Here is a 26,024-nt window from a genome sequence, read left to right as displayed (position 1 = left end):
GGTGTGAGGAAACGGGAGCATACCTCTCGTTAGAAGTTGCGCTAACAGCCTCGGGAACGACTCAAAAACCAAATGGGAGTGGGATGAACTGAACGCCGCGATGCGGCACAAAGAGCCAGTTACCTTAAACAAAGGACCTTGACAAGCCCTGCTAGTCGTTTTTCTCCTGCGCGGCGATGACGTCGGCGAACATTTCGTTGATATCGTCCTTGATCGTCTCCTGGTCGCGGCCCAGAGAGTAGGCCAGCTCCATCGAAACGAGGCCCATGGCCTGTTCCAGCAGGCGACGTTCGCCAAAGGAGAGTTCCTTGTCTTTTCCTATAAGAAAGAGTTCTTTGAGAACGTAGGCCACGTCGGCGAGATCGCCGCTCTTGAGCTTCTCGGAATATTCGCGGTAACGCCGGTTCCAGTTCTGGCCGGTGTAGCCGGTGAATCCGGTGCGGTCCTTGAGGGATTCGAAGATCTCCTGCCCCACGTTGGCGGGGCACACGCCGCGCAAACCCACATTCTCGGCGTTGGCGACCGGCACCATGAGAGTCACATTGTTGCTCAAGATCCGGACTATGTAAAAATCGGCTTTGATGCCGCCGATCTCCTGGGATTCGACGCGTTCGACACGTCCCACGCCCTGGGAGGGATACACAACCAATTCATTGACCTTGAACACTTGGACCTCAGTTCTTGAAAAGACTACAGAAAAATATACGACAGAAGGACATCATACCGAAAACAGCGGGAAGAGTCCACGATTACTCCGATTCATCTTCCGGGACCGAAAAGGAGTTGAAGTGCTGCTGGGCAAAGCCCATGCCGCGACGGAAAAAAATATCCAGGCCCTTGGCCGCGTGGCCGATGATTTCCGGCAGTGCGGCGCGGGACTTCTCGTCAAAAGGCTCCAGCACCCAGTCGGTGATGGGCTTGTACCGGTCGTCGGGGCGGCCGATGCCGAGCCTGAGGCGATTGTAATCCGGGGAGCCGAGCCGTTCCTGGATGGACTTGAGCCCGTTGTGGCCGTTGTCGCTTCCGCCTCTTTTGAACTTCATCCGCCCCACTGGCAGATCAAGCTCGTCATGCACCACCACCAGATCGGCGGGGTCGATGGCGTGGCGACCGCATATTCTGGCCACGGCCTTGCCCGACAGGTTCATGTAGGTAAGGGGTTTGACCAGGAGGCGATAAGCTCCGGCGAATTTGCACCGCCATAGGTCGTAGTCGCCGGATTCCTCGATCTTTTCCAGCCGCATGGACTGGCGTTCTTCGGCCAGGTGGAGGATATGGTCCACCAGCATGAACCCGATGTTGTGCCGGGTGTCCTGGTATTCGGGACCGGGATTGCCCAGTCCCACTATGGCGCCTTTGAAATCCATGAGTAGGGTCCGTTGTCCGTGCGGCGATCTCGCGCTGCGGAACGCAGTATATCAGTCTATTCGACCGGAAGCAAAAAAAATCCCGGAGCACGATCGCGCGCGCTCCGGGAGGTAGTGTCTTGGTCGGAGCCGGGCGATTAAGCCTCGGTTCCTTCGGCGGCTTCGGCGCCTTCTGCGCCCTCTTCGCTCTCTTCTTCCTCATGCATGGGGAGGACGGCGAGAACGGCGAAGTTCTCTTCGAAGATCGGGGTGACGCCTTCGGGGAAGGCTACGTCTTCAATGTGGACGTGATCCATGATCTCCATCTCGGTGATGTCGATGACGATGGACTCGGGGATGTCCATGGGCTTGCAGACCACTTCGATGTGTTCGCGGTACTGCACCAGCATTGCGCCGAGCTTGACGCCCTTGGATTCGCCGGTGATTTCGAAGGGAACGGCAACCTTGATTTCCTTGCTCAGGTCAACGCCGAAGAAGTCGACATGCTCGGGAACGCCCTTCACGGGTTCGTTGCGGAGCCGCCACATCATGGCGGGCATGGATTCGATCTTGCCGTTGCGTTCCAGGGCCAGTTCGAAGACCTGGGAGTTGCCCACGGCCGCGTAGGCCTTCTGCAGGGGAACCATCAGGACCTTGACCGGGATGTTGGCGCCCTTGGCGTCGTAGTAGATGCCCGGAACCATGCCGGAGGCACGGAGGCGGCGGTTGGGGCCCTTGCCCAGCTCAGTCCGTTCCTGGACGTTGAGTTTCAGCAGTTCTGCCATAAGAGTTTCTCCTTTTTACGCCCTGGCCGTCCACTATGGACGGACGCTCGCGCTTTAAATGGTTGCGGCCGGAGGGCCTTGGAATACCTTATACGAACAGTACGGACACGGACGATTCCGTGTGCACGTTGTTGATGGCTTTAGCCAGCAGGGAGGCCACGGAGCGGGTCTTGATCTTGCTGCACTGGTCCTGCTTGCCGCCGAGCGGGATGGTGTCGGTGACGACCACCTCGGAGAAGGCGGATTCCTCCAGGCGCTGGCAGGCGGGGCCGGACAGCACGGGGTGGGTTGCGCAGGCCAGGACGTCCTTGGCTCCGTTTTCCATGATGACGTTGGCCGCGGCGCACATGGTGCCCGCAGTGTCGATCATGTCGTCGATGACCACGGCCACCTTGTCCTTGACGTCGCCGATGATGTGCATGGCCTTGGCCTGGTTGGGAGCGTCGCGGCGCTTGTCCACGATGGCCAGGGTCGCGCCGAGGCGCTTGGCGTACGAACGGGCGCGCTCAACGCCGCCCGCGTCGGGGGAGATGATGACGAAGTCGTCGTCCCTGTCGCGCAGTTGCTCGATGAGCACGGGCGCGGCGAAAAGGTTGTCCACGGGGCAGTTGAAGAATCCCTGGATCTGCCCGGCGTGCAGGTCGATGGTCACCAGCCGCTGCATACCGGCGGTGGACAGCAGGTCGGCCACCAGCTTGGCGGAAATGGGAGCGCGGGGCACGACCTTGCGGTCCTGGCGCGCGTAGCCGAAGTAGGGGACAACGGCGGTCACGCGGGACGCGCTGGCGCGCTTGAGCGCGTCGAGCATCAGGCACAGCTCCATGAGGTGGAAATTTACCGGGGAGCAGGTGGGCTGGACGACAAAGACATCGTCGCCACGGACGTTCTCTCCGATCTCAATGCGGATTTCGCCGTCGGAGAAACGCTCGCGCAGAACCGGCGACGCCTTGGTGCCGAGATGCTCGCAAATGGCTTCGGCCAGTTTCGGACTTGCGGACCCGCTGATGATCTTCAGTTCGCCATGCATGACTATCCTCTATGCAATCGAGTTTAAATACTGGCTGGGGCGGGAGGATTCGAACCCCCGAATGTCAGGACCAAAACCTGATGTCTTACCGCTTGACGACGCCCCAACGAAAATTGTTCCCATGCGACCGACAGCCGCGTTGCGATACGGGAATGGGCCTGCGCGCCATTTCGCGCGCCTGGTTCGGATGCCTGGCCTTGCCCGGACACATTCCGCCCCTGCTCCTCTTCGGAAGCGCCGTCTCGTCCGCCCGCATCGCGGGGATCGGTCGTCGGCTTCGGACGTGTCCATCGGCGGCCATTCGCATTCGTTTCGACCATTTCGACGCTCGGCCCCGGTGGGGCTGTCGCTTTCGGATAGTGTGCCCCTCAGCGGATCGCATGGGGCGGCGACGTCGTTTTGGTCCCGGCCTTGTCCGGCTTTCTGCCCTAGAGACAGTCCGCCCGGAAAAAATCAATTCCCATTTTTTCGAGAGCCCGTGCTGCGGACGCGGCGGAATCCCTGTCGCGATAAATGCCGAACAGGGACGCTCCAGACCCGCTCATGGCGGCGTGCTCGGCCCCGTGGAGGAGGAGCGTTTCTTTTATATCCCTGAGGGATGGATGCTCCTCGAAGACGACCGACTCGAAGTCGTTCGCCATTTCCCGGGGCGAAACGGGAGATGGATTCTTAGTATCACGTCTTGCGGATGTCAAGGATTCATGGGGATTGACCGCGGCGTATTTTTCATCCCATGCCCGGAAGGCCCAGGCCGTGTTCACGTGGATGTCCGGGCAGGCTAGGATGATCGTCGCTCCGGACAGGTCCAGATCGGCGGGAGTGAGCTTTTCGCCGATGCCTTCCGCCCAGGCCGGGCCGTCCAAAAGGAAGAAGGGCACGTCCGCGCCGAGCCGCGCGGCCAGTTCGATCATGGCCTCCATATCCAGCCCCTTTTCCCCCGCCTCGGCGTTGAGCCATCGGAGCAGGGCCGCAGCGTCGGAACTGCCGCCGCCGAGCCCGCCGCCCATGGGGATGCGTTTGGTCAGGGTGACGAAGATGCCGGGCTGGAATCCCGTGGCTTCGGCAAACAGTTTCCACGCCTTGTAAAGGAGGTTGGAGGTGGTTTCCAGCTCCGGGCGTTCGGGACAGCGAATGTAGAAGTCCCCGTCGGGGCCGGGAACGACCTCGATGGTGTCGCTCAGCGCGGGCACGGGATAGAAGAGGGTGCGCAACTCATGGTATCCGTCGTCCCTGAGGCCGAGGATTTCGAGGTGCAGGTTGATCTTTGCCGGGGCGGAGAGGGTGGCTGCTTGCATGTGGGGATGTGTGAAAAAGGAAAGGGGGACTCCCTGCGGAGCCCCCCGTTGATGGATTACTTGTCCAGGGGCAGGGCCACGAAGCTGCTTCGTCCCTGTCGCTTGACCAGGAGCATGATCGCGCCGCGCTGTTCCGCGCTCTTGATGACGGTCTCAAGGTCGGCCACGGAGTTCACGTCCTGCTGGTTGGCCTGGAGGACGACGTCACCCTGACGGATTCCTTCCTGTCCTGCGGCGGACTCGGGATCGACATTGACCACGAGCAGGCCCTGGGCCTTGTCCAGTCCGAGGGCCTGGGCCTCCTGGTCGTTGATCGGCTTCAGGGCCAAGCCCAGCACTGTGGCGGCTTCGCCCTGTTCCTGGCGGTCCGGGGACATGGCGGCCATGGCCTTTTCGTTGCGTTGGCCGAGTACGACCGTCCTGGTCACCTTTTCGCCGTTGCGCCACAGGACGAGACGGGCCTTGTCGCCGGGAGCGAGCCCCGCGATCTTCTTGAGGAGCGCGTTGTTGTCCTCGATCTTCTGGCCGTTGACCTCAAGGATCACATCGCCTTGTCTGACGCCGCCCTTGTCGGCCGGAGCGCCCTTGCCCACGTTGGCGATCAGCGCGCCCATGGGTTCGGGCAGGCCGAGCGCCTTGGCCTGGGTCTCGCTGACCTGCTGGATGGTCACGCCGAGCCAGCCGCGCTGCGGGGACTTGCCCTCCTTGAGAAGGTCGATGACCTTGGCGGCCTGAGTGGACGGGATGGCGAAGCCGATGTTCTCGGCGGCCGCGTTGATGGCGGTGTTGATGCCGATGACCTCTCCGTCCATGTTCAGGAGCGGGCCGCCGGAGTTGCCGGGATTGATGGATGCGTCGGTTTGCAGGAAGTTGTCAAAGGGCCCTGCGCCGATGATCCGGTGCTTGGCCGAGATGATGCCGGCGGTGACGGTGTTGTCCAGGCCGAAGGGGTTGCCGATGGCCAGCACCCATTCGCCCACCCGGATGTCGTCGGAATCGCCGAATTTCAGGGTTTGCAGGGGATGGTCGGCCTTGATGCGGATGACGGCCAGGTCGGTTTCCTGGTCGGCTCCGACGACATCGGCCGGATATTCCTTCTTGTCGTCCTGGAAGCGCACGGTCACCTTGTCCGCGCCGTTGATGACGTGGTTGTTGGTGACGATGAGGCCGTCAGGAGAGATGACGAAGCCGGACCCCTGACCGAGCATCTTGCGCGGCTGCTGTCCCTGCTGCGGGCCGAAGAACTGGTCGAAGCGCCTGAAGAACTCGTAGAACGGGTGTCCTTCGGGAAGCTGCTGCCGGAACTGCTCCATGGAGCCGCCCCGGGCGGTTTTTTCCGTGGATATGAAAACCACGGCCTTGCCCGCTTTGGCGGCCAGCTCCGTGAACACGGGCAGGTCGCGCGCCTGAGCGGCCATCGGCACGGCCAGCGCAAGGGTCAGGACGAGAGTGAGAAAATAAGCCTTACGATTCATTTTGCCTCCATGCAAGGATGCGGAAAACAGGATGGCGGCCTGTACCGCCTTCATAGCTATATAGCCCTTTTTTTTCTGTTGTAAATAGTGTGCCTGCATTTGCACACGCATTTGCGAGGACGTGGAAGGCGGCAATTCCTCCCGGGGAGGTTTCAAAATTTCGTCAGGCCGTGTATAAGGAATATAACCGTGAAAAAACCGTCAAAACCGTTCAAGGAGGCCCTGTATGCGCATAGGCAAAAAAACCGTTTTCCTGATGCTTTTCGCCTTGGCCGTGCTGGTCACGCCCCGCCCGGCATCGGCCCATTGCCAGATTCCGTGCGGCATCTACGACGACCACGCCCGGGTCATGTCCATGCTTGAGGATGTGGAGACCGTCAAGAAATCCGTGACCGAGATGATGGCCCTGGCAGACAAGACCGATCTCCAGTCCCGGCAGCAGTTCGTCCGCTGGGTGAACAACAAGGAGATGCACGCCCAGAAGATCATCGCCACCATCTCGGACTACTTCCTGACCCAGCGGGTCAAGCCGTCGCAGGAGGACTACGCCGAGCGGCTCGCGAAGCACCACGCGGTCGTCCTGCTGGCCATGAAGGCCAAGCAGACCGCCGATCTCAATGTGGTCGAGCAACTCGGAGCGGCCGTGCAGGCGCTGGAGATGTATTATCCCGAGCACACGCATTAAGCCGCCCGGCATAACGAAAGGCTTGCCTTTTCAATCGTCGTCGGCTAGGAACGATTCCCCGGCACACGCCGGGACGTGGCCCCGTAGCTCAGTAGGATAGAGCACGAGATTCCTAATCTCGGTGTCGCAGGTTCGATTCCTGCCGGGGTCACCATGCAATCAAAAGGACTTATGCTTTTCGCATAAGTCCTTTTTTTATGGGTATTTCCCATGGGGACTGCGGTTTTGCCGCGCAGTGGCCGGGCCCGGAAAAGGGTGCGCCCCCGGTCTGTGGAAACCGGGGGCGCGATGGGGTGAGGGGAGGAGGTGTCGCCCCTCATGGCTGGGGTATGGTGCTCTTGATTTGATTCGGTTCAGCCGATCGCCCGCCAGCGGGCGGATCGGGTTTTGGCTCCCGTGTTGCCGACGATCATGCACTCGGCTCCTTCCACGGCGTCGATCATGCGTACCGCCTCGCGGGGCGGCAGGACGAATCCGGCTGTGGAAAGGGCGTCGGCCCGCATGACGGAGGGCGCGATCACCGAGACGCTGATACTGCGCGTGGGGGATTTGGCCGTGCGGGGATCGACCACGTGGTGGTGGGAGCCTGTGGCGTCGTAGCGGACTTCGTAGCCGCCGGAAGTGGCGATGGCCGCATCCCGGAGATGCACCAGCGCGGGGTAGTCGCCCTGGCCCCTGGGGTCCTCGATAGCCACGGTCCAGGGCTTGCCCGGAGCGCGCTCGCCGCAGGCCCGCATGTCGCCTCCCGCGTTGATGAGGTGGTCGGTCACGCCGTTGGCGGACAGGACCTCCGAGGCGCGGTCCACTATGTATCCCTTGCTCATGCCGTCCAGGGTGAGGCCCATGCCCCGCCTGGTCAGGCGGATATCGTTGCCGGAGACGCGCACGGCGGTGCTGTCCACCAGGGCCAGGGCCTCGCGCAGTTCGCCGTCGGAAAGGTCCATCCGGCCGGTGGGGTTGGCCTTGGCCTTGAGCAGCTCGACCGCGGGCAGCACCGTGGGATCGTAGGCCCCGCCGGAGAGCCGGGCGTAGGCCAGGGACTCTTGCACCACCTCGCGCAACTCGCGGTCGGCGTCGCGCAATACGCCGGTGTCGTTGAGATGCGAGACCGGCGTGTCGCTCCGGTGGCGGTCGAAGATCGCGCTGAGGCGTTCGATTTCCTCAAAGGCCAGCCCCATGGCATGCTCAGCCCGGGAGCGTGAGTCATGCACCGCGGTTATGGCCACGAAGGTTCCCATGAGGAAGCGGTTCTCGACCACCATGCGCCGGTTGCCGGCATCGGGGCCGGTTTCGGTCAGGCAAACCGCGGCCAGGGACGGGGCGGGTGCGCAGGCCGCGCCCAGCCCCAGCAGGCTGAGGGTGCGCAGGAGCGTGCGTCTGGAGAGTGAATTGTCTTTCATCTTCTACTTTCCGTCGGCTTCGTTGAAGGGGTGCACGTCGGCGTCCTGGGCGTATTCGGCTCCGGCCTCGGAGTCGTAGCAGGTCAGGCCGCAGCGCAGGCAGCGGCTGGCCTCCTTGCGGGCCGCCTCGTACGTGATGCCGCCCTGCACTTCTTCCTTGAAGGTGTGCTTCCGGTCCGCCACGCTGAGCACGGGGACCTGAATGCGCGGAATGGTGTAGTGCACTTCCATGTTCTTGAGGATGGACTCGGGGATGACGCGAAGCTGCGGGTTCTTGGGCTCGGGGATGGCGTCCTCGGTAATGAAGTGGTGGATGGCCCGGGCGGCCCGGCGGGCGTCGGCAACGGCCTGGATCAGGATGTTGCGGCCCGTGGCGGCCTCGCCGCCCGCAAAGACGTACGGAATGCTGGTTTGCAGGGAGGCGGGGTCCGTCTTGATGGCACCGGTCTTCTTGTCCAGGTCGAACAGGGGGTCGCCGTGCTCGTCGGTGAAGGCCGCGCCGTTGGCCAGCCGGTCAGTGGCCGTTATGACCAGGTCGGCTTCGAGAGCGCCTTCGGAGTCTTTTACCGGCGAGAGCTTGCCCGCGCATTTTTCAGGATCGGCATAGGCCAGTTCGTGATAGGCAACGCCAGTGACCGCGCCGTTTTCGACCAGCAGGCGGGCGGGGGCGGTGAGGAACATGAGGTCCGCTCCGATCTCCATGGCCCGCTGCACTTCGTTCTTGTTGGCGTCCATCTTGCGCTCGGCGCAGCCGATGAGCGAGGTCACGCGCGCGCCGAGGCGAACGGCGCTTCGGACGACATCCATGGCTGTGTTGGTGTCGCCGACAACCACGACCCTTTTGCCCTTGAGGTCGGAGAAGGCTTCGCCCACGCCGTCCAGGAAGGTGATCGAGTCCATCACGCCGCGCGCATTGTCGTTTTCTATGCCCAGCGGGGGAACGGTCCAGGCTCCGGTGGCCATGAATACGGCTTCGAATCCTTCTTCCCTGAGGGTGTCGAGGGTCACATCCGTGCCGAAGGTCATGCCGGTTCGCACTTCCACCCCGAGATCCAGGATGGTCTGCACTTCCCAGTCCACCACCTTGTGGGGCAGGCGGTACTCGGGAATGACTCCGCGCATCATGCCGCCCACGCGCTCGCGTTTTTCGAAGATGACCGGATCATGGCCGATGCGGCGCAGGAAATAGGCGCAGGTCAGGCCCGCCGCGCCGCCGCCGATGATGGCGACCTTGTGGCCCGAGGAGGGGTTGCATTTCAGTTTGACGCGGCTGCCGGAGTTCATTTCCCAGTCCGCGACGAAGCGGTGCAGGGTGTGGATGGCCACGCCGTGGTCAGCAATCTTGCGGCGGCAGATGTTTTCGCATGGGGCGGGGCAGAGACGGCCCACGGCCAGGGGAAGCGGGTTGCGTTCCTTCATGGTGGTGAGCGCGCCGCGCATGTCGCCCTTTTTCATCTGCTGGATGTAGCTGCGAACGTCGATCTGGGCCGGGCACTTCTGCATACAGGGGGCCAGGCAGTCGTCGACCTTGTTGAGGTGCAGCAGGTCCATGGTCATGCCGGATACGCGGATGGCCCCGGTGGGGCAGACTTCGGCGCATTTGCCGCAGGAGCGGCAGGCGTGCCAGTCCACGACGGGCAGCCCTTGGCTGTTGAGGCGGATGGCGTCGAAACTGCAGACCTTGACGCAGGAGCCCATGCCGATGCAGCCGAGGCCGCAGGACTTTTCGCCGCCGTGGAGCAGCGCCTCGGCCCGGCAGTCGTTGATGCCTTCGTAATCGAAGAGGAGGTTGGCGCGGGAGCCGCCCGTGCAGATGTTGTTGGCGACCTTGGGTTCCTTGAAGGCGACCTCGGTGCCCATGATGGAGGCGATGTTCCGGGCGATTTCCGGGCCGCCCGCCACGCAGATTTCCGGGGCGGCGTCGCCCTTCACGACGGCGGCCGCCGCAGCCGAGCAGCCGGGGTATCCGCAACCGCCGCAGTTTGCGCCGGGGAAACAACCCTCGACCCTGGCTATGCGCGGGTCCTCCTGCACATGGAGAACGCGGGAGGCGACGGCCAGCACGGCGGCCGCGCTCAGTCCCAGAATAAACAATACGAGTATGGAGGAAGTAACCATGTTCAGTTTTCCTTGGCTTTGGTTAGGCGGCCATGCCCTTGAAGGCGAAAAAGACCAGCGACATGATTCCGGCCGTAATCAGGGCCACCGGCACGCCGCGGAACACGGCGGGAACGGGCATGAAGTCGAGCCGTTCGCGGATGGAGGAGATGATGACCAGGGCCACCAGGAAACCGATGCCCGAGGCGAGGCCGTAGAGCATGGACTTGGTGAATGAGTATCCGTTCCGCTGGACCATGATGGCCACGCCCATCACCGCGCAGTTCGTGGTGATGAGAGGCAGGAACAGGCCCAGCGATTTGTACAGGGGCGGCACCAGCTTCCGGAGGAACATCTCCAGGAACTGCACCAGCGAGGCGATGACCAGGATGAAGACGATGGTCTGGAGGTACTCGATGCCGTAGGGCACGAGGACGTAGTGATGCAGGGGCCAGGTGATGCCCGTGGCCATCATGATGACGAAGATGACCGCGCCGCCCATGCCGAGGGCCACGTCGGTGGACTTGGAGGTGCCCATGAACGGGCACGTTCCAAGATATTGGACCAGGACGATATTGTTGATGAATATCGCCGAGATGAAGAGCATGAAGTATTCCATTTCCGAACGCTCCTATCGGCCGTCGCAGGCGTTGCACGCCCCGCAGGAGGCGCAGGTGGAATTCTGGACGGCGGACTCGGTTTCGCCCTTCTTGCGGCTCTGGCGGCGGTTGAAGGCGTTCATGCCCGCCAGGATGAGACCGAGGCAGACAAAGGCTCCGGGGGCCATGACCATGAACTGGGCGGGCTTGAAGTTCGCCCACATGACCGGGATGCCGAACACGGTGCCGTTGCCGAAGAGCTCGCGGACGCCTCCGAGGAAAGTCAGGGAGGCCGCGAAGCCGATGCCCATGCCCAGCGCGTCGGCGATGGACGGGAGGATGGCGTTGCGCGAGGCGAAGGCTTCGGCGCGGCCCAGGATCAGGCAGTTGACCACGATGAGGGGCACGAAGATGCCGAGCTTTTGGTACAGGGGGTAGGCGTTCGCCTGCATGAGCAGTTCAACCGCGACGACCAGGGAGGCCGTGACCACGATGAAGCAGGCGATGCGGACCTTGGGCGGAATGATCTTGCGCATGGCCGAGATGATGATGTTGGACAGGGTCAGGACGAAGATGACCGCCGCGCCCATGCCGAGGCCGTTTTCCGCCGTGGAGGTGACGGCCAGGGTGGGGCAGAGGCCGAGCAGCACGCGGAAGGGCGGCAGCTCGTCCCACAGGCCTTTGAGGAATTCCTTTTTGATGTCGCTCATGGTGCTCCTCCCTAGGAAGCCTGCCACAGGGTGGCGAGCTGGGGCTTGATGGTCCGGTAGATGTCGATGGCCTTGCGCACGGCGTCCACGGTTCCCCCGGAGGAGAAGGTCGCGCCGGAAATGCCGTCGATGTCGCCGCCGCGCGAGGCCAGGTCCATGGAATCCAGGCCGTGGGCGGTGAATTGCTTGGTGAAGCTGGGCTTGGCCACCTTGGTGCCGAGTCCCGGGGTTTCCGTCTGGGTGGTGACGCCGATGCCGAGGAGGCGGTCCTGGTCCAGGTCGAAACCGACGATGACGCCGATGTCGCCGGAATAGCCGGGGGCGAACGTCTCCAGGGCCACGCCCACGAGCTTGCCGTCGCGTTTGGCCGGGAACACGGTCACATCGCCGACCTGCATCCGTTCGGCGATGGGGTCGTTGTCGCAGTTCTTGAGAACCGACATGAGGGCCGGGCCTTGTACATAGGTCAGGACCTGCTGTTCGATCTGCCCCTTGGTCGCCTGCTTGAGGTTGACCAGGATGGTGCCCGACGCCGCGCAGATCAGGGACAGGACCACGAGCATATGAAGTATTTCGCGCATGACTACTTGACTCCGAAGAATTTGGGCCGGAGCCGTTCCAGCAGGGGGCTGAGAAGGCTGGCGGTCATGACGGCGAAGGGAACGCCGTCCGGGTAGACGCCGTAGGCCCTGATGAGGACCACCATGGCGCCCGCAATGAGGCCGAACACGATCTGGGGCAGTTTGCCCACCGGGCTGGAAGCGGTGTCGGTGGCCAGGAAGAACGCGCCGAACACCGTGCTGCCCGTCACCAGGTGGAAGACAGGCGAGGCGTAGACGGTGGGATCGATGTACCAGAAGATAGCGGCTGTCCCGGCCACGCCGAAGAGGAAGGCGGCGGGGATGAAGACGCGAATCCAGCGGGTGGCCAGGAGGAACACGCCGCCGACGGCCAGGGCCAGGACCTGTGAGGAGCCGAGTCCGCCGAGCTGGCGGCCGAGCAGCAGGTCCAGGGTGTTGAACTGGTCGAGGCGCTCGACGCCGAAGTACATGAGCTGGTCCACCGGGCTGTTGATGGCGAAGTGGATGAGATTCAGGTCGATGTCCATTTCGGCGGGCCAGGAAAGGCGGCACACGGCCCAGGCCACCAGGGGCGCGCAGACCGGGTTGCAGCCGAAGCCGCCGAACACGGTGCGGCCCAGGCCGATGGTCACGATCGCGCCTATGGCGACCAGCCACCAGGGCGCGGTGGCCGGGAGCAGGAAGGCGAACAGCACGCCCGCGTAAAATGCGGTGAAGTCGTCGACGTCGATGTCGCGGTGTTGCAGCTTGAGGAACGCCGCGTCGGCCAGCGTCGCCGTGGCTCCGGCGAGAGCGATGACGGAAGCCGCGGGGAGGCCGTACATGACGACGGCCATGACCGCCGCCGGGGCGAGGGCGAGCAGGTGCGCCAGCATCATTTTCCGGATGGTCCTGCCGTTTCGCCAATATGGCGGCGGAGAGACCGTCAGGCGCACTGCGATGTCGGACATCGCCTTGATGATGGGAGGGGTCATTCTCTATATCTTCCTTGGAGTTCGAGTCAAAATTTCGGGGTTGTCCGGGGCCTATGCCTGTTCAGTCTGCCTGCTGGCCTTGAGCTGGGCCTTGGCGAACCGGATGTATTGCAGCAGCGGCCGCCTGGCGAAGCAGTGGAAGGCGCACAGGCCGCATTCGAAGCAACTGTGCAGGCCGTGTTTTTCCGCCATTTCGAACTTGTCGTACTCGGCGCATCGGCTGATGAGGTGCGGCTGGACCCGCGCCGGACAGTTGAGCACGCATTCGCCGCAGTTGATGCAGGGGGCGTCCTGCACCTTGGGGAAGCGGCTCGAGGGGATGATGAAGAGGCCGTAGTCGTTCTTGGTGACGCCCTCGTCGAGGCTGTATACGGCCTCGCCCCGGAAGGGGCCGCCGAGGACCACGATGTCTCCGGAGGAAGGCTGTATGCCGACGGTGTCCAGCAGATGTCTGATGGGGGTCCCGAGCGGAACGCGGTAGTTCCTGCCGTCAATGGTCAGGACCGTGTCCATGACGGGCAGGCCCGTGAGGACCACGCGCCCCAGGTCGTGGAGGTCCATGACGCTGACGATCTTGGTGTCGGCAGGAAATTCCCTGCCGGTGATGTCGCGCACGACCAGCGCGTCCAGCGAGCGGGGATACTTGGGCTTGATGCCCACGGTCTCGGCTCCGGACAGCTTGAATTTTTCTCCCTTGCCCACGGCCAGGACCGTGCGGCCGGGAGTCAGGAGCTTGCGGGCCATGTCCAGTCCGGCCTGGATGATATCGCTTTCATCCATGAGCAACTGCTGGGCTACGGAGATGCCCGGTTCCGGGTTCAGCCCGTTGATGACGAGGGTCTCGGCCTTGCCCGAATAGGGTGCCACGTCGATGCCGAGGTCCTGGAGGGTGCGCAGAAGGTCCTTGCCCACGCCCATGGATCGCACGTCCACGGCATCGATCGTCTCGTCGCCGCCGTCGCATGAGATGGTCAGATTATGCTCGTTGATGGCCGTCACCTTGCCCGAAGCCGCGGCGTGGTACGCGCCGCCGAAGGGGGAAGGGTGCTTGGCCAGGATTTCTCCCCGGCGCACGCTCTGACCCTTCTTGGCCTGCAACACCAGGTTGCGCTTCTGGATGTTCAGGACCTTGGGAGCGTCGATGGGGGTGATGGACTCGTTCAGACCGGAGTCAAGGGAGTAGTGTATCTTGAGCATGTCTACCTCGCGTGGCACTCATTGCAGGAGTCGTCGCCGAAGGGACCGCCGTTTTCCTCGTGGCATCCCATGCACTGGCCGTGGAATGCGTCGGCGCGCAACGGAATGTTGGCGATGTCGGGACGCTCGTCTTCGTTCAGGGGGCCTTCGGGAACTTCGTCATGACAGCGCAGGCAGGCTTCGGTGTCCGGGAAGTTGTTGGGATGCTCTTTCCGGAACCGCTCGTCGAATTCGGACGGGTGGCAGGAGCCGCAGGGCAGGAACGTGTCCAGGCCGGTGTCGTCGTGGTGGCAGTCGGTACAGTCGAAACCGTAGTCGTCCAAGTGGGCGTTGTGAGTGAAAATGACCCTTCCGCCCGTGTTGTCCATGACAACCCGCACCGGTTCGTTTTTGTCCGGCGGGAAAATCGCGTATCCAGCCACGGCCGTGGCGATGCACACTGCGATTAAGACGGCAATGGGGAAGTATCTGCTTTGCAACGGAAACCTCAGTATTGCTAATGGTTTGTGTCAGGCCCAATACGGCGCCCACCCGGCGCGCTCCGTTCGGAGCTGAAAATCAGTATTGGGTTGATCGATCAATCAACTTGAAAAAGACATGAGCATGGAGCGTGCCATGATTGATGTCCGGAAAATCGGCCGGGCGGCGACAGGTCAATTACATACTGAAATAATGGGAATAATATCTGCGTGCCGAGCAAAATTTATTTTGTCGCCCGGCTGCGCCCGTCCGTTTCCCGAAGGGAACGGTTCGGCCGTGATGGCGTTGTGCGAAAGTGTCTGAAAAAAAGGACAGATCGGATGAGCTATAATTTTGTGTTATAATGTGAAATCAACAAGTTGCGCTCTTAACGGCCGGGGCCGACCGTTTTTATTGCGGAAAAGCCGGACGGCTTGGCTTGGGAAAAAAATCCCAAGATACGGCGATCTCTGTTCAGTCCGAAAAAACGTACAGGCGTCCTGTGCGGAAGACCGGGGGAAATCGCTCTTGTGCAATATTGAACAAGACGTAACCGGTTATTATTGGCGAAGGGAGTTGACGCCGGGCGTTCGAGGGCCGGGTGAAAGGTTTCGCGGGCGGTAAACCGTACGCCCGGGAGGCCGGATTCCGTATTTGCGGACCGGGTTGTTTTGTCGTGTTTTTTCCGACCGTTCGGCGCGGCCGGGCGTCCTAGGGGGCGGTGGGGAGGCTGAAGGTGAAGACGCTGCCGCTGCCCTCGATGGACTGGACGCCTATTGCGCCGCCGTAGTGCTCCACGATCTCCTTGCAGATGGCCAGGCCCAGGCCGGTCCCTTTTTCGCCGTTGCGGACCGTGTCGCCCAGCCGGGACTTGTGGAACTTCTCGAAAATTTTGTCCAGTTCGTCCGAGGGGATACCCAGGCCGGTGTCGCTGACGGACACGGTCAGGGCCTTTTCGTTTTCCGCCATGGACACGGTGACGCGGCCTTTTCTGGTGAATTTGTAGGCATTGTTGAGGAGATTAATGAGCAATTGCTTGATCTTGTCGGGATCGGCGTGGATGTCGTGGCAGGTCTCGGGCAGGAACGTGAAGAGCTCCACGTCCTTGGACCCGTTGAAGCCTCCGGCGGCCGAGGCCACGGCTTCGCGGATTACCTCGCAGGGGTTGAGCCGGGCGTCGTTCCAGCACTCTCTGCCCGATTCGATGCGGTTGATATCCAGGAAATCGTTTATCAGCCGGGTGAGTCTCTCGCCTTCGGTGTCGATGATCCCCAGGTTGTCCCGAATCCGCAGGGCCTTGGCGGTGAGCTTGTCGCTGTCGGCCAGTGGGTGGAAATACCGGACGAAGTCCTTGGCGCAGAGCTTGGCGAAGCCCCGGATGGAGGTCAGCGGGGTGCGCAGTTCGTGGGAGACCGACGAGACCATGGATGACTTGACCTCGTCGAGGGTCATCAGCCGCCGGTTGGCCTCTTCGAGTTCGGCCTTGCGGGTTTCGATTTCGGCGGTGCGTTGCTCCACCTTGTCCTCAAGCTCTTCGTTGAGCCGGGTCAGCGCCTCCTCAATGGTTTTGCGCTCGATGGCGAGGGCCACCTGTTCGGACACGGCGGTCATGAAGGTCACGGCCTCCTCGGAGTACTGCCGGGGATTGTCGTAGTCCTGCACGACCATGGTCCCGACCACCTTGTCGCCCTGCCGCAACGGCACGCCCAGCCATGTGGCGGGCGTGGTGCCGATCACCCCGATGGCGGCAAGCCGCGCATCCATGCCCGACTCGGAAATGGACAGGAACAGCGGCGCGCCGGTTCTGAAGACGTGGATGGCCAGGCTGCTTTGGGCGGGGTCGCTGATATTGGGGATGTCGTAATAGTCGTCCATCTCGTCCCGGAAATAGACGAAGCGGAGCATGTCCCGTTCTTCGTCGAGCATGGCGATGAAGAAGTTCTTGGCCACGATGACTTCGCCTATGATGGCGTGGATGGTCTGGTACAGGTCCTGGAGATTCCGGGTGGTGTTGACCGCGGCGGAAATGGCGTACAGGGCGTGCGTGGTGCGCTCGTTGAGTTTTCGCGCGGTGATGTCCTGCAGGAACCCTTCGATATAGGCTATTTCGCCGTTCGGGTCGCGGACCAGCCGGGTGCTGCCGGCCAGCCAGATGGCGGCGCCGTCTTTTCGCCTGCAATGGTATTCGTGGTTCAGCAGCTCGCCCCCGGCGCGCATTTCGTCCAGGAACGTCTCGGGGTTCCGGGCGGAAATGAGGATGTCCGTACCGATGTTGTCGACGTCGGCGATGATTTCTTCGGGCGAATTGTAGCCGAGCATGGCGGCGAGGGCCGGGTTGACGGTCAGGAACTTCCCTTCCGGGGTGGACTGGAAGATGCCGCTGCTGGCGTGCTCGATCATCAGCCGGAAGCGTTCCTCGCTTTCGCGCAGGGCGTCCTCGGCCTGCCTTCGCTGGGTTATGTCCGAGTGGGTCCCGGATATCCGGTAGATATTGCCGTGACTGTCCCGGGAGCTGGCGCCCCTGCCGAGTATCCACCGAATGGAGCCGTCTTTGTGAATCTGGCGGAATTCCAGTTCGAATTGTTCGATCCTGCCTTCGGCGCATTCCTTGTTGGCGGCGATGACCCTTTCTCGGTCGTCGGGATGCAAGCTGTTCAGCCAGGAACTCGCGTGATTGGGAAATTCCTCTTCGGTGTAGCCGAGAATCTCGCGATAGCGTTGGGAATAGAAGACTTCGTCGCTGGACAGCGTCCAGTCCCAAAGGCCGTCGTTGGCTCCGCGCGCCATGAGCTGGTATCGCTCTTCGCTCTTGCGCAACGCGTGCAGGGCCTCGTCGCGCACTGTGACGTCGATGAGGGAGCAAACCTGGTCGTTCGTGTCGGGGATGTCGCGGATGTATACGTGGATGCGGCGGGGCTCGCCGTTCCTGGGAAGGAAGTTGAACTCGTAGTCGCTGAGGGGGTGGTTGGGCATTCCCTCGGTCAGGCTTTCCCTGTGTCCGGCAATGAGCATCGCTTCTTCGGGGGGCATGAAATCCATGCAGGTCATGCGGCCTTCTACTTCCTCGCGGCGAAAACCGGATATGACGCAGAACTGGGAGTTGCAGCTTTTGATGACCGAGTCTTTGTCCATGAGGACCATGGCCGTGCCGGTGGTTTCAAACAGCGTGCGGTAGTGGCATTCGCTGGAACGCAGGGCGGTTTCCACCTGGCGGATTTCGGACATGTCGATGGCCACGCCGTGCAGGCCCACGACTTCTCCGTTCCGTTTCAGCGGTTGTGAAAATATCTTGATGGGCAGGGAGGAGCCGTCCTTGCGCAGGGCCGGATACTCCTCCGTTTCAAAGAAGTCGGATACCAACGTTTTTGCGAGGTTGCGGAAAATAAGCTCGATGGCGTCGGGGTGGATGATGTCGTGGAGGGAGAGTCCGGCCCGGATGTCTTCCTGCGTGTAGCCGAAAACCTCAAGAGCGTATTCGTTGACATGGCGGAAGAAGCCGTTGCGGTCGAGCTCGAAGATGAACAGCGGGAGTTCGTCCGCTATGGGAGTTCCACCCCGGTTCCGCATGTCGTCGAGGTGGGCGCGGAGCTCGTCGAGCTCCGCGATAAGCTCAGCTTTGGTCTTGCGTTCGTCGCCTTTCATCGGTTCTCCTGAAGACCTTGTTACGGTACAGGGGACCCGAAAAAGAAGCAATGATAAAACAGAGCATTGTCTGTATAAACCGGCCTGGGCCAGGGGAGGTTTTATCTCCCCTGGACAGGTTTGCGGCGCGGTTTGAAGGGTCTCTTTCCGGCGGGCTTCGCGCCCTTTCCGGCGAAGTTTCTGCCTGGCTTGCGTTTTTGTCCGGCGCGGCTCACCAGGGGCGAGCCTTCGCGGGTGTTGACCCGGTCGATGACCATATCAGCCTCGGCGGCCGGGACGGTGAAGGTGGTCCGTTCGCCCTGGACGCGGACGTGCTGGATGGACCACGCTTTGATCTTGGCCGCGGAGGTGATGAATTCCACGAACCGCTTGGGGTGCATCCCGTGCGCCCGACCCAGCGCGCAGACCATGTCGACCCGGCCCTGAGCCATGGGACCGACAGCCTTGATCTCGCGATAGCCAGACTCCACCAGTTCCTCGCCGAAGGCGTGGCGCAGCAGGGCGGCGACCACGATCTCGGCGGGCCTGTCGTTGAGCAGGTCGCCGGCCATGGCCAGGTAGGCGTCGTGCCCTTCCTCTTCGAATATGGCATTCAATTCGGCGGCCACCTTGCGCTTCTTGGAGTGGATGACATCCTCGATGCGCGGCAGGGGCTCCTTGTCGATGTCGATGCCGGAGCTTCTGGCGATGAACATGAGTTTCCGGAATTCACTAGGAGATATCAGGGAGATGGCCACGCCCTTCTTTCCGGCCCGGCCCGTGCGTCCGGTGCGGTGAACGAAGGTCTGCGGGTCCTGGGGCAGGGCGAAGTTGACGACGTGGGTCAGGTCGGGCACGTCGATGCCGCGCGCGGCGACGTCCGTGGCCACCAGGATGGTCGCCTTGCGGGCGCGGAAACCGTTCAATATCTGCTCGCGCCGGTTCTGGTTCAGGTCGCCATGGATGGGTTCCGCGGGATAGCCGCGAAGCGTGAGTCGTTCGGCCACCTTGTCGGCGTCGGCCCGGGTGCGCACGAAAACCAGGCCGTAGAAGTCCGGGCGGGCGTCGATGACCCTGCACAGGGCCTCGAACCTGTCCGAATCGGCTATTTCGTGAAAGACCTGGCGGGTCAGGGGGACGTCGGCGGTTTCGGGCTCGGCGGACAGGATTTCGAAGTCGTGCAGAAATTCGGAGGCGATGGCCATGACCTGGCGGTCCATGGTGGCCGAGAACATGAGGGTGCGCCGGTCTTCGTTGGCTGAAGCCAGGATGGCCCGCACGTCGTCCACGAAGCCCATGTTGCACATCTCGTCGGCCTCGTCGAGGATGAAATAGGTCAGGTCGTCGATGCGCAGGGAGCCGCGTTCCAGATGGTCCATGATGCGGCCCGGCGTGCCCACGACCACGTCGGCTCCTTGCCGGAGCGCCTTGAGCTGAAGGTGGATGGCCTGGCCGCCGTAGACGGGCAGCACGCGGATGCGCTTGTTCCCCTTGAGGGAGTCGATTTCCTCGGCCACCTGGATGGCCAGTTCGCGGGTAGGGGTCAGGATGAGCGATTGGACGCGGCGTTCCCCTTCAACGGCCGCTTCGATGACGGGCAGGCCGAATGCCGCGGTTTTGCCCGTTCCGGTCCGGGCGCGGCCCACGATGTCCCGGGAGCCGGAAAGCAGCCTCGGGATGGTCAGGGCCTGGATGGGGGTGGGGGCGGTGAACCCCTTGGACTTCAGGGCGGTCAAAATGGTGTCGGACAGCCCAAGTTCCTGAAAATTGGTCATGATATGCCTTTGTTAAAAAATGATCGATGAGGCTCCCCGGAACGCCGCAACATGACGGCGGCGCGGCAGGCCTGCGCTTTTGAAAGGTCTCGGGAGGGAGGAGGAGAAGGGGAGCCCGGGGGAAGGGGAAAGGGAGAAGAGCCTTGGGGGGTTCCCCGCTTCCCTTTCCCCCCGGCCGTCGGCTCGACGGCTACCTGGGACGGAAGGTGATGCGGCCCCGGGTGAGATCGTAGGGGGAAAGTTCAACGGTGACGGTGTCGCCGGGCATGACGCGGATGCGGAACTTGCGCATTTTACCGGAGATATGGGCGAGCACGGTGTGGCCGTTTTCGAGTTCAACGCGGAACATTGCGTTGGGCAGGGCTTCCTCGACTACGCCCTGGACGACGATTCCTTCTTCTTTCGACATATACTGCTTTACCTCATGTTGGGGGAGACTGGAAAAGCCCGCCCCGGGGAGGGGCGGGCTGGGTTATGTCTTCTAAACGACGGGCGGCCGCGCTACCAGCGCGGGCGCTCGGGACGGGGACGGGCTTCGTTGACTTTGAGGTTGCGGCCTCCGAAATCGGAGCCGTCCAGGCTCTCGATGGCGGCAAGGGCGCCCTGGTCTTCCATTTCCACGAAACCAAAGCCACGGGGGCGGCCGGTCTCGCGATCGTTGATCAATTTGACGGAAATGACCTCTCCAAAGGTCTCGAACGCAGCGCGTACATCCTCTTCCGTGGCGCTCCAGGGCAGATTGCCCACATAGATATTCTTAGCCATGAGTACCAAACTCCGAAAAAAATTGAAAAAAAGGCGATTTACGCCCGGTGAAACTAGATCAAGGAAACGTAAAGCGCGCAAGCTTTCCAGAACCTGAAGCCATTCCACCCTTGTCGGTGCGGACCGGCCGAAACCGGCTGTATCCCCGTGGATACCACCGACCACTGTAGTAGAGGGCCTTACGTGGGAGGAGGGGGATACGTCAAGAAAAAAATAATTTAAGAAGGCATATATCTTAGATAATAGCCTCCATATCAGAGAAAATCCTGTCCGGCGCGTACAGGCCGGGCCTTTCCGCGGCCAGGGTTTCCATGGTCTTGAAGTATTCGTCCCAGCCCGACACTTCGGCGACTTTTCTTTTATCCACGAAAATCTTGAAAATGGTCCCCCTGGGACATTTGGTCATGTTGATTTCCAGAACGCCCTCACCGGTCATTTCCGTCCAGAAGGCGGACCAGGAGGAGCGGTCTCCCTCGGTTTTCTTGTATTTTTCGAAATAGGCCTCGAAGATCCGTTCGATGTCGGCGCGTTCCATGTGTCACCCTCTTTTGAAGTCTTCCAGGGAAAAATGGGTTCCGGCCACGTGCGCTGTCTTGAGGGGCTCGTAGCCGGGGGTCTCGGCTCCGCCGTGGTGGTAGGCGCAGAAGAAACTGCCGTCCGCCAGCCCCGTCCAACCAGAGTAACCGAAATCCGGCGCCGCCGCGTGCCGGTCGTTGCGCAGCTCCAGTATGCTGCCGCGCGCGCAGGCGTCCGGCAATCCGTCCGCAGCGGTCCAGTTCCAAGCATACACGCGTCATGGGCGGGTTCAAGGATGTTCAGGGAAAATTGCTTCCAGGTGCAATCCACCGCGTTGTCCTCGAAGGGGTAGGGCGCGCCGAACATGACCGGCCTTGTCTCGGCGTGGTCCGGTTCCACGCGGATTTCGGACCGGCGTTCGCCGTTGACGAAAACCGTCACCCTGCCCGCCGCGTATTCGAAACGGAGGCGGTTGAACCGTCCGCGCGGCAGGGAAACCGCCGTTTCCGGGGCGGCGTCCGGGATCATGCGCTCGGGCGTGATGCGCCACCAGCAGCCTGCTCGAACGGCGCAGCCGTTGGGCCCGGCGAGATCCACTTTGACCTCGGTTTCCAGGGTCATGGAGGCCGTGCGCGGGTCGGTCATTGGGCGCAGGGCGTAACGAACCACCGAGCCGCCGCCCGCTTCGTTGCGTACGCGCATTCCCTCTGCGGTGAATGAGGGATTGGCTGGATCGACGGCGCGTCCGTGGACCCGGAATCCCGAGGCCAGCTCTTCCGGCGTGCCGACCCAGGCGCAGGTTCCCCAGTCCGGGCCGGTGTTGCGGTAGGTGACGAGCAGCCGTCCGTCGTCGAGGAGCCCCATGGTCGGCCTGTGCCCGATGAGTACCGTGGGCGCGTGGGGCGACCATGTCCGCCCGCCGTCGTCGCTGTGCGTCAGGTACATGGGCTCGAACACGAAGCTGTTTTCCCGCAGCAGGGCCAGGATGCGCCCGGAGCGGAGCCTGGTCATGGACGCTTCGCACAGGACCAGGTTGCGTTCGGCGGCCAGGATCGACAGGCGCGACCAGTTGCGGCCCCGGTCGGTTGAGCGGAAGACCATCTGTTCGGTCGGGGGCTGCCGGATGGCCGAGAGCTCTTCGCCGCCCACGTGTCGGTGCCCGGCGGTCAGCCAGCTTCCGTCGCCGGAAACCAGAACCCGGTCGAGCATGTCGTGGGTCAGCCCCTTGGCTTCGAAGCCGCGCCAGACGCGTCCGTTGTCGCGGCTCTCGAAAAAGAACCGCGAGCTGTCGGAAATGAGCAGGGAGCCGTCCGGGAAGCGCTTGAGGCGCGGGCTGTGGCTGCGCGGGGAGTCCGGGTAGACCGGCTCGGACCATGTCCGCCCGTTGTCGTGGCTGGTTTTCACCACCAGGACGCGGCGGGTCGGCCGCACATGGCGGTCCGCCTCGTTGTATGCCGCGACAAGGGTGCCGTCCGCAGCGCGGATCACATCCGGAAAGGCGAGATAGCAACCGTCCCTGCGGTCGATGACCACATGGCGGTCGGCGCAGTCCGAAAGGGTTGGCACGAAGCGCCTCCGGCTATTCTTCCCCGCGCGAGTCTTCCACTCTTTTGGTCTTGGAGAAGCTGCGCGGCAGCTCGCCGGGGCCGAGAATGGTCACTTCGCCTCGCACCAGGATGTTCTTGCGGATTTCGTCGGCCAAGGCCTTGGCCAGGTCGTCGTCGCACCCGGAGGCTGTGCCGGGCGCTCGCTCCACATGCACGGACATGTGGTCCAGGCCGTCCTTGCGGGTGAGGAAAATCTTGTATTCGGCGGACAGTTCCTTGAAATGTTCGAGCACGGAACCGATCTGGCCGGGGTAGATGTTCACGCCCCGGAAGATGAACATGTCGTCGGACCGGCCCATGATCTTGTCCAGGCGCGGCATGGTCACGCCGCAGGCGCATTGGCTGGGGATGAACCTTGTCAGGTCGTGGGTGCGGTAGCGGATGAGCGGGGACGCCTCCTTCCGCAGGGAGGTGACGACCATCTCGCCCACCTCGCCGGGTGCCACGGGTTGGAGCGTTTCGGGATCGATGATCTCGGTGATGAACATGTCCGCCCAGTAGTGGATGCCGTCGTGGGCCTCGCATTCCAGGCCGGTGCCGGGCCCGTACAGCTCCGTCATGCCGATGATGTCGAAGCTGTCCTCCAGCCCCAGGGCCTCCTCGAACTGGCGGCGCATCTTGGGAGTGTGGGCCTCTGACCCGAAGATGGCCTTCTTGAGATTTATCTTGTCGGCCAATCCCTGTTTCTGGACCTCCTCGCCCATGAGCAGGGCCATGGAGGCGGTGGAGCACATGCAGGTGGGTTTGAGGTCGGTGAGCATCTGGAGCTGGATTTCCAAAAGTCCGGGACCCACGGGCAGGGCCATGGCCCCGAACCGTTCGCAGCCGAGCTGGAAGCCCACGCCCGCGGTCCACAGGCCGTAGCCTACGCAAATCTGGACCCTGTCTTCGCGGGTCAGTCCGGCCAGCTCGTAACAGCGGGCGAACATGTCCTTCCAGACGTCGACGTCGTTCTGGGTGTAGGCCAGGATCTTGCGCTTGCCGGTGGTCCCGCTGGACCCGTGGATGCGGACGACGTCCCGCTCGGGCACGGACAGCAGCGGCAGGGGGTAGCCGTCCTTGAGGTCTTCGGCCGTGGTGAAGGGGAGCTTGCCGAGATCGTCCAGGGAGGCGATGTCGCCGGGTTCAACTCCCGCTTCCTTCAGGCGGTCTTGGTAGAAGGGGGAATTGGCGTAGGCGTGGCCCACGGTCCATTTGAGGCCTTCGAGCTGAATGTCGGCGATCTGGTCCTCGGTCAAATTCGGTATGAAACGATGGTCCATCTGGGGCTCCCTTGATGCGTGTGAGGCGGCGCGTCCCTTGTGCCGGAAGGGGAAATCCGGTAGCGTCCGTAATATTGCGCCAGCGGTATTCATGCAGCAAAAGCCGCTAATCTTCAAGCCCCAAGGAGCCTATGGACACCATCCCCATCTGGGCGTTTTTCCTCGCCGCCGCCGTGGCCGGTCTCGAACTCGGCGGGCTGTCCACCATCTTCATTCAGCGTTGGATCGACGAGGAGCCCATCTGCCGCCCGGGCGGGTCCAAGTGCCCCGCCTGCGAAGCCCGGCTCGGCTGGCGCGACACCATCCCGCTGCTCAGCTTCCTGCTTCTGAAGGGGCGGTGCCGCCATTGCGGATCGCCCATCGGACCGCAGTACCTGTTGGTGGAGTTGTCCTGCATGGCCTGGGCCCTGGCTTCGGCCCACACCTTCGGGCCATCGCCGGAATGGGGCGTGTATCTGGTGCTCGGGGTCATGCTCATCGCGGGTAGCTTCATCGATTTCGAAACCTTTCTGCTGCCCGACCGCATCACCTTAGGCGGGACGGCCGTCGCGCTGGCGGCCTCTTTCGTGCTAGAGGAAGGCCCGGGCTGGCAGGATGCGTTGCTCGGCGCGGCCGTGGGCGCGGGACTGTTCTGGGTCGTGCAGCAGCTCTACCGCCTGTGGCGCAAACGGGAGGGGCTCGGCACAGGCGACGTCAAGCTCATGGCCATGATCGGCGCCATGACCGGGCTGGGCGGATTGCCCCTGACAATTTTGGTGGGCAGCGTGACCGGGGCGGCCGGTTCCGTTTTCTATATGCTCCGCCCCGGCAAGGGCGGCATTCGGGGCCGTATTCCCTATGGCCCCTTCCTGAGCCTCGGCTGCCTGCTCTACCTGCTCTACGGCCCGCAGATCATGCGTTGGCTGGATATCTAGGCCGCCCGGCCGCTCTCTCGCACAACGGAAAAACCGCCCGGATGGCGCGGACGGTTTTTCGCAATATGCCGTGTTCTCGCTTGGAGGGAAGGAGAACTACCTTCCCCTGTCGGGGTTGGTGACGGCCAGCGACGGACTCGCCTGCGGCTTCTTCTTTTTTTCCACCTTTGGCCGGGTCTTGGAGCTTTTCGGCTTGGTCTCGGGCGGCGGCGGGATTTCCTTGGGCGGCTCGGGAGCAGGAGCAATCTGGGCGGTCATGATATTGGGCTCTGCCGCGTTTTCCTGGTGATAGAGGTATGAGACCACCCTGTGCACGCCGTCCATGTCCATGGCGTGGCCCACGATGCGGTCGCGTTCCTCCTTGTTCTGGACGGCGCCGAGGAGAATGATGTCGCCCTGGACTATCTCCACCTCGATGGGCGTGCTGGTCACTTCGAAGTCGGCCATGAGCTGCGCCCTCAGTTCGGCGTACCGGGCCTGGTTATGAAAAAACGTGTTCTTGGCGTCCGCGTCGCGAAGGTAGAGGCGGCTGATGACCGCCCGCTTGCCGTTGACCTTGTCCACGCACTGATAGATTTTCTTCAATTGATCCGGGGAGTCGTATTCTCCCACCAGGTAGAGCTTGCCGAAATAGCAGTAGGGGGTGATCTGCGTGGGCTCGATGCCTTTGGCCTTGTACAGCTCGGCCTGGGCGTGCCCGGCCACGATGGCGTCCAGCATCTGTTGCTCGGTGGTCCGTTCGTCCATGGTGGCTTCATACACGGATTGGCCTCCTCCTATGAGTGAAGATACATAGGCGGGCGCGCCCGGGATGAGCCCGATGCCCATGGGCACCATGGCGCATCCCGGCAAATGGAAGAAAAGCGAGGCCGCGATCAGCAGTTTGAAAACGAATTTGAGCACCGTCCCCCCAGGAAAAGTAAAGTGTTCAGGC

At 62.5% G+C, this 26,024-nt stretch carries 24 protein-coding genes and 2 tRNA genes; 3 read left to right on the top strand and 23 right to left on the bottom strand.

The features are described from left to right. Positions 1 to 151: 151 nt before the first annotated feature. From PSN43_RS11440 to PSN43_RS11410, 7 genes are all read right to left on the bottom strand, one after another. Positions 152 to 667, bottom strand: coding sequence for a CarD family transcriptional regulator (locus tag PSN43_RS11440; protein WP_272700857.1), 516 nt, complete (start codon positions 665 to 667; stop codon positions 152 to 154). Between the two features lie 82 nt (positions 668 to 749). Further along, a complete protein-coding gene (pth, locus tag PSN43_RS11435; protein WP_272700856.1) occupies positions 750 to 1,367 on the bottom strand; it encodes an aminoacyl-tRNA hydrolase in 618 nt (205 codons plus the stop codon). Positions 1,368 to 1,504: 137 nt separating this feature from the next. After that, positions 1,505 to 2,131, bottom strand: coding sequence for a 50S ribosomal protein L25 (locus PSN43_RS11430; RefSeq protein WP_272700855.1), 627 nt, complete (start codon positions 2,129 to 2,131; stop codon positions 1,505 to 1,507). An 88-nt stretch (positions 2,132 to 2,219) separates the two neighbouring features. Continuing rightward, a complete protein-coding gene (locus tag PSN43_RS11425) occupies positions 2,220 to 3,158 on the bottom strand; it encodes a ribose-phosphate diphosphokinase (RefSeq protein ID WP_272700854.1) in 939 nt (312 codons plus the stop codon). Between the two features lie 31 nt (positions 3,159 to 3,189). Continuing rightward, positions 3,190 to 3,264: transfer RNA gene (locus tag PSN43_RS11420), tRNA-Gln, on the bottom strand. Positions 3,265 to 3,586: 322 nt separating this feature from the next. After that, complete coding sequence (gene ispE, locus PSN43_RS11415; protein WP_272700853.1) at positions 3,587 to 4,453, bottom strand: 4-(cytidine 5'-diphospho)-2-C-methyl-D-erythritol kinase; 867 nt, start codon at positions 4,451 to 4,453, stop codon at positions 3,587 to 3,589. A gap of 56 nt (positions 4,454 to 4,509) precedes the next feature. After that, complete coding sequence (locus tag PSN43_RS11410) at positions 4,510 to 5,928, bottom strand: Do family serine endopeptidase (protein ID WP_272700852.1); 1,419 nt, start codon at positions 5,926 to 5,928, stop codon at positions 4,510 to 4,512. A gap of 226 nt (positions 5,929 to 6,154) precedes the next feature. Between PSN43_RS11410 and PSN43_RS11405 the strand changes: the two genes are divergently transcribed. After that, a complete protein-coding gene (locus tag PSN43_RS11405) occupies positions 6,155 to 6,613 on the top strand; it encodes a superoxide dismutase, Ni (protein ID WP_272700851.1) in 459 nt (152 codons plus the stop codon). Between the two features lie 77 nt (positions 6,614 to 6,690). Next, positions 6,691 to 6,767, top strand: a tRNA-Arg gene (locus tag PSN43_RS11400). A gap of 199 nt (positions 6,768 to 6,966) precedes the next feature. Here PSN43_RS11400 and PSN43_RS11395 read toward each other — a convergent pair. From PSN43_RS11395 to PSN43_RS11325, 15 genes are all read right to left on the bottom strand, one after another. Beyond that, positions 6,967 to 8,013 (bottom strand): FAD:protein FMN transferase, encoded by a 1,047-nt coding sequence (locus tag PSN43_RS11395; protein WP_272700850.1) that lies wholly within the window; start codon positions 8,011 to 8,013, stop codon positions 6,967 to 6,969. Positions 8,014 to 8,016: 3 nt separating this feature from the next. Further along, a complete protein-coding gene (locus tag PSN43_RS11390; protein WP_272700849.1) occupies positions 8,017 to 10,131 on the bottom strand; it encodes an FAD-dependent oxidoreductase in 2,115 nt (704 codons plus the stop codon). Between the two features lie 22 nt (positions 10,132 to 10,153). Beyond that, a complete protein-coding gene (locus PSN43_RS11385) occupies positions 10,154 to 10,729 on the bottom strand; it encodes an electron transport complex protein RnfA (RefSeq protein ID WP_269941554.1) in 576 nt (191 codons plus the stop codon). Positions 10,730 to 10,741: 12 nt separating this feature from the next. Then, positions 10,742 to 11,419, bottom strand: a complete 678-nt coding sequence (gene rsxE / locus PSN43_RS11380; protein ID WP_272700848.1) for an electron transport complex subunit RsxE — start codon at positions 11,417 to 11,419, stop codon at positions 10,742 to 10,744. A gap of 11 nt (positions 11,420 to 11,430) precedes the next feature. Then, positions 11,431 to 12,000: an RnfABCDGE type electron transport complex subunit G gene (rnfG, locus tag PSN43_RS11375; protein ID WP_272700847.1), complete on the bottom strand. Its 570-nt coding sequence runs from the start codon at positions 11,998 to 12,000 to the stop codon at positions 11,431 to 11,433. A gap of 2 nt (positions 12,001 to 12,002) precedes the next feature. Next, entirely contained in the window at positions 12,003 to 12,974 is a 972-nt protein-coding gene (locus PSN43_RS11370) for an RnfABCDGE type electron transport complex subunit D (protein ID WP_272700846.1), read from the bottom strand. Positions 12,975 to 13,025: 51 nt separating this feature from the next. Beyond that, positions 13,026 to 14,171, bottom strand: coding sequence for an electron transporter RnfC (locus PSN43_RS11365; protein ID WP_272700845.1), 1,146 nt, complete (start codon positions 14,169 to 14,171; stop codon positions 13,026 to 13,028). Between the two features lie 2 nt (positions 14,172 to 14,173). After that, entirely contained in the window at positions 14,174 to 14,593 is a 420-nt protein-coding gene (locus PSN43_RS11360) for a cytochrome c3 family protein (protein ID WP_336314036.1), read from the bottom strand. A gap of 748 nt (positions 14,594 to 15,341) precedes the next feature. Next, positions 15,342 to 18,272, bottom strand: a complete 2,931-nt coding sequence (locus PSN43_RS11355) for a sensor histidine kinase (RefSeq protein ID WP_272700843.1) — start codon at positions 18,270 to 18,272, stop codon at positions 15,342 to 15,344. A gap of 101 nt (positions 18,273 to 18,373) precedes the next feature. After that, positions 18,374 to 20,026, bottom strand: a complete 1,653-nt coding sequence (locus tag PSN43_RS11350; protein WP_272700842.1) for a DEAD/DEAH box helicase — start codon at positions 20,024 to 20,026, stop codon at positions 18,374 to 18,376. Between the two features lie 190 nt (positions 20,027 to 20,216). Further along, positions 20,217 to 20,435 carry a translation initiation factor IF-1 gene (gene infA, locus PSN43_RS11345; RefSeq protein ID WP_272700841.1) on the bottom strand — a complete coding sequence of 73 codons (219 nt, stop codon included), beginning with the start codon at positions 20,433 to 20,435 and terminating at the stop codon, positions 20,217 to 20,219. 92 nt (positions 20,436 to 20,527) lie between these two features. Continuing rightward, positions 20,528 to 20,791: an RNA recognition motif domain-containing protein gene (locus PSN43_RS11340; protein ID WP_272700840.1), complete on the bottom strand. Its 264-nt coding sequence runs from the start codon at positions 20,789 to 20,791 to the stop codon at positions 20,528 to 20,530. Between the two features lie 235 nt (positions 20,792 to 21,026). Continuing rightward, positions 21,027 to 21,197 carry a hypothetical protein gene (locus tag PSN43_RS15945; RefSeq protein ID WP_336314035.1) on the bottom strand — a complete coding sequence of 57 codons (171 nt, stop codon included), beginning with the start codon at positions 21,195 to 21,197 and terminating at the stop codon, positions 21,027 to 21,029. 26 nt (positions 21,198 to 21,223) lie between these two features. Further along, positions 21,224 to 22,873 carry a sialidase family protein gene (locus tag PSN43_RS11330; RefSeq protein WP_272700838.1) on the bottom strand — a complete coding sequence of 550 codons (1,650 nt, stop codon included), beginning with the start codon at positions 22,871 to 22,873 and terminating at the stop codon, positions 21,224 to 21,226. A 13-nt stretch (positions 22,874 to 22,886) separates the two neighbouring features. Further along, positions 22,887 to 24,176, bottom strand: coding sequence for a phenylacetate--CoA ligase family protein (locus PSN43_RS11325; protein ID WP_272700837.1), 1,290 nt, complete (start codon positions 24,174 to 24,176; stop codon positions 22,887 to 22,889). A gap of 131 nt (positions 24,177 to 24,307) precedes the next feature. Between PSN43_RS11325 and PSN43_RS11320 the strand changes: the two genes are divergently transcribed. Further along, entirely contained in the window at positions 24,308 to 25,090 is a 783-nt protein-coding gene (locus PSN43_RS11320) for a prepilin peptidase (RefSeq protein WP_272700836.1), read from the top strand. A 96-nt stretch (positions 25,091 to 25,186) separates the two neighbouring features. Here the strand turns inward: PSN43_RS11320 and PSN43_RS11315 are convergent, their stop codons facing one another. Further along, positions 25,187 to 25,993 (bottom strand): BON domain-containing protein, encoded by an 807-nt coding sequence (locus PSN43_RS11315; RefSeq protein WP_272700835.1) that lies wholly within the window; start codon positions 25,991 to 25,993, stop codon positions 25,187 to 25,189. Between the last annotated feature and the right edge of the window lie 31 nt (positions 25,994 to 26,024).

The sequence above is a fragment of the Desulfovibrio sp. Fe33 genome, assembly GCF_028532725.1.
Lineage (GTDB): Bacteria > Desulfobacterota > Desulfovibrionia > Desulfovibrionales > Desulfovibrionaceae > Pseudodesulfovibrio.
The sequence above is the reverse complement of the archived record's forward strand: the minus strand, read 5'-3'. Positions and strand labels throughout refer to the sequence as shown.

What these genes read in the sequence shown, in the direction of transcription:
- pth (WP_272700856.1), bottom strand. Translation starts at nt 1,367, where the DNA reads ATGGATTTCAAAGGCGCCATAGTGGGACTGGGCAATCCCGGTCCCGAA.
- PSN43_RS11355 (WP_272700843.1), bottom strand. Translation starts at nt 18,272, where the DNA reads ATGAAAGGCGACGAACGCAAGACCAAAGCTGAGCTTATCGCGGAGCTC.
- PSN43_RS11325 (WP_272700837.1), bottom strand. Translation starts at nt 24,176, where the DNA reads ATGGACCATCGTTTCATACCGAATTTGACCGAGGACCAGATCGCCGAC.
- PSN43_RS11340 (WP_272700840.1), bottom strand. Translation starts at nt 20,791, where the DNA reads ATGGCTAAGAATATCTATGTGGGCAATCTGCCCTGGAGCGCCACGGAA.
- PSN43_RS11430 (WP_272700855.1), bottom strand. Translation starts at nt 2,131, where the DNA reads ATGGCAGAACTGCTGAAACTCAACGTCCAGGAACGGACTGAGCTGGGC.
- PSN43_RS11395 (WP_272700850.1), bottom strand. Translation starts at nt 8,013, where the DNA reads ATGAAAGACAATTCACTCTCCAGACGCACGCTCCTGCGCACCCTCAGC.
- PSN43_RS11410 (WP_272700852.1), bottom strand. Translation starts at nt 5,928, where the DNA reads ATGAATCGTAAGGCTTATTTTCTCACTCTCGTCCTGACCCTTGCGCTG.
- PSN43_RS15945 (WP_336314035.1), bottom strand. Translation starts at nt 21,197, where the DNA reads ATGACCAAATGTCCCAGGGGGACCATTTTCAAGATTTTCGTGGATAAA.
- infA (WP_272700841.1), bottom strand. Translation starts at nt 20,435, where the DNA reads ATGTCGAAAGAAGAAGGAATCGTCGTCCAGGGCGTAGTCGAGGAAGCC.
- PSN43_RS11385 (WP_269941554.1), bottom strand. Translation starts at nt 10,729, where the DNA reads ATGGAATACTTCATGCTCTTCATCTCGGCGATATTCATCAACAATATC.
- PSN43_RS11350 (WP_272700842.1), bottom strand. Translation starts at nt 20,026, where the DNA reads ATGACCAATTTTCAGGAACTTGGGCTGTCCGACACCATTTTGACCGCC.
- PSN43_RS11370 (WP_272700846.1), bottom strand. Translation starts at nt 12,974, where the DNA reads ATGACCCCTCCCATCATCAAGGCGATGTCCGACATCGCAGTGCGCCTG.
- PSN43_RS11390 (WP_272700849.1), bottom strand. Translation starts at nt 10,131, where the DNA reads ATGGTTACTTCCTCCATACTCGTATTGTTTATTCTGGGACTGAGCGCG.
- ispE (WP_272700853.1), bottom strand. Translation starts at nt 4,453, where the DNA reads ATGCAAGCAGCCACCCTCTCCGCCCCGGCAAAGATCAACCTGCACCTC.
- PSN43_RS11320 (WP_272700836.1), top strand. Translation starts at nt 24,308, where the DNA reads ATGGACACCATCCCCATCTGGGCGTTTTTCCTCGCCGCCGCCGTGGCC.
- PSN43_RS11425 (WP_272700854.1), bottom strand. Translation starts at nt 3,158, where the DNA reads ATGCATGGCGAACTGAAGATCATCAGCGGGTCCGCAAGTCCGAAACTG.
- PSN43_RS11405 (WP_272700851.1), top strand. Translation starts at nt 6,155, where the DNA reads ATGCGCATAGGCAAAAAAACCGTTTTCCTGATGCTTTTCGCCTTGGCC.
- PSN43_RS11365 (WP_272700845.1), bottom strand. Translation starts at nt 14,171, where the DNA reads ATGCTCAAGATACACTACTCCCTTGACTCCGGTCTGAACGAGTCCATC.
- rsxE (WP_272700848.1), bottom strand. Translation starts at nt 11,419, where the DNA reads ATGAGCGACATCAAAAAGGAATTCCTCAAAGGCCTGTGGGACGAGCTG.
- rnfG (WP_272700847.1), bottom strand. Translation starts at nt 12,000, where the DNA reads ATGCGCGAAATACTTCATATGCTCGTGGTCCTGTCCCTGATCTGCGCG.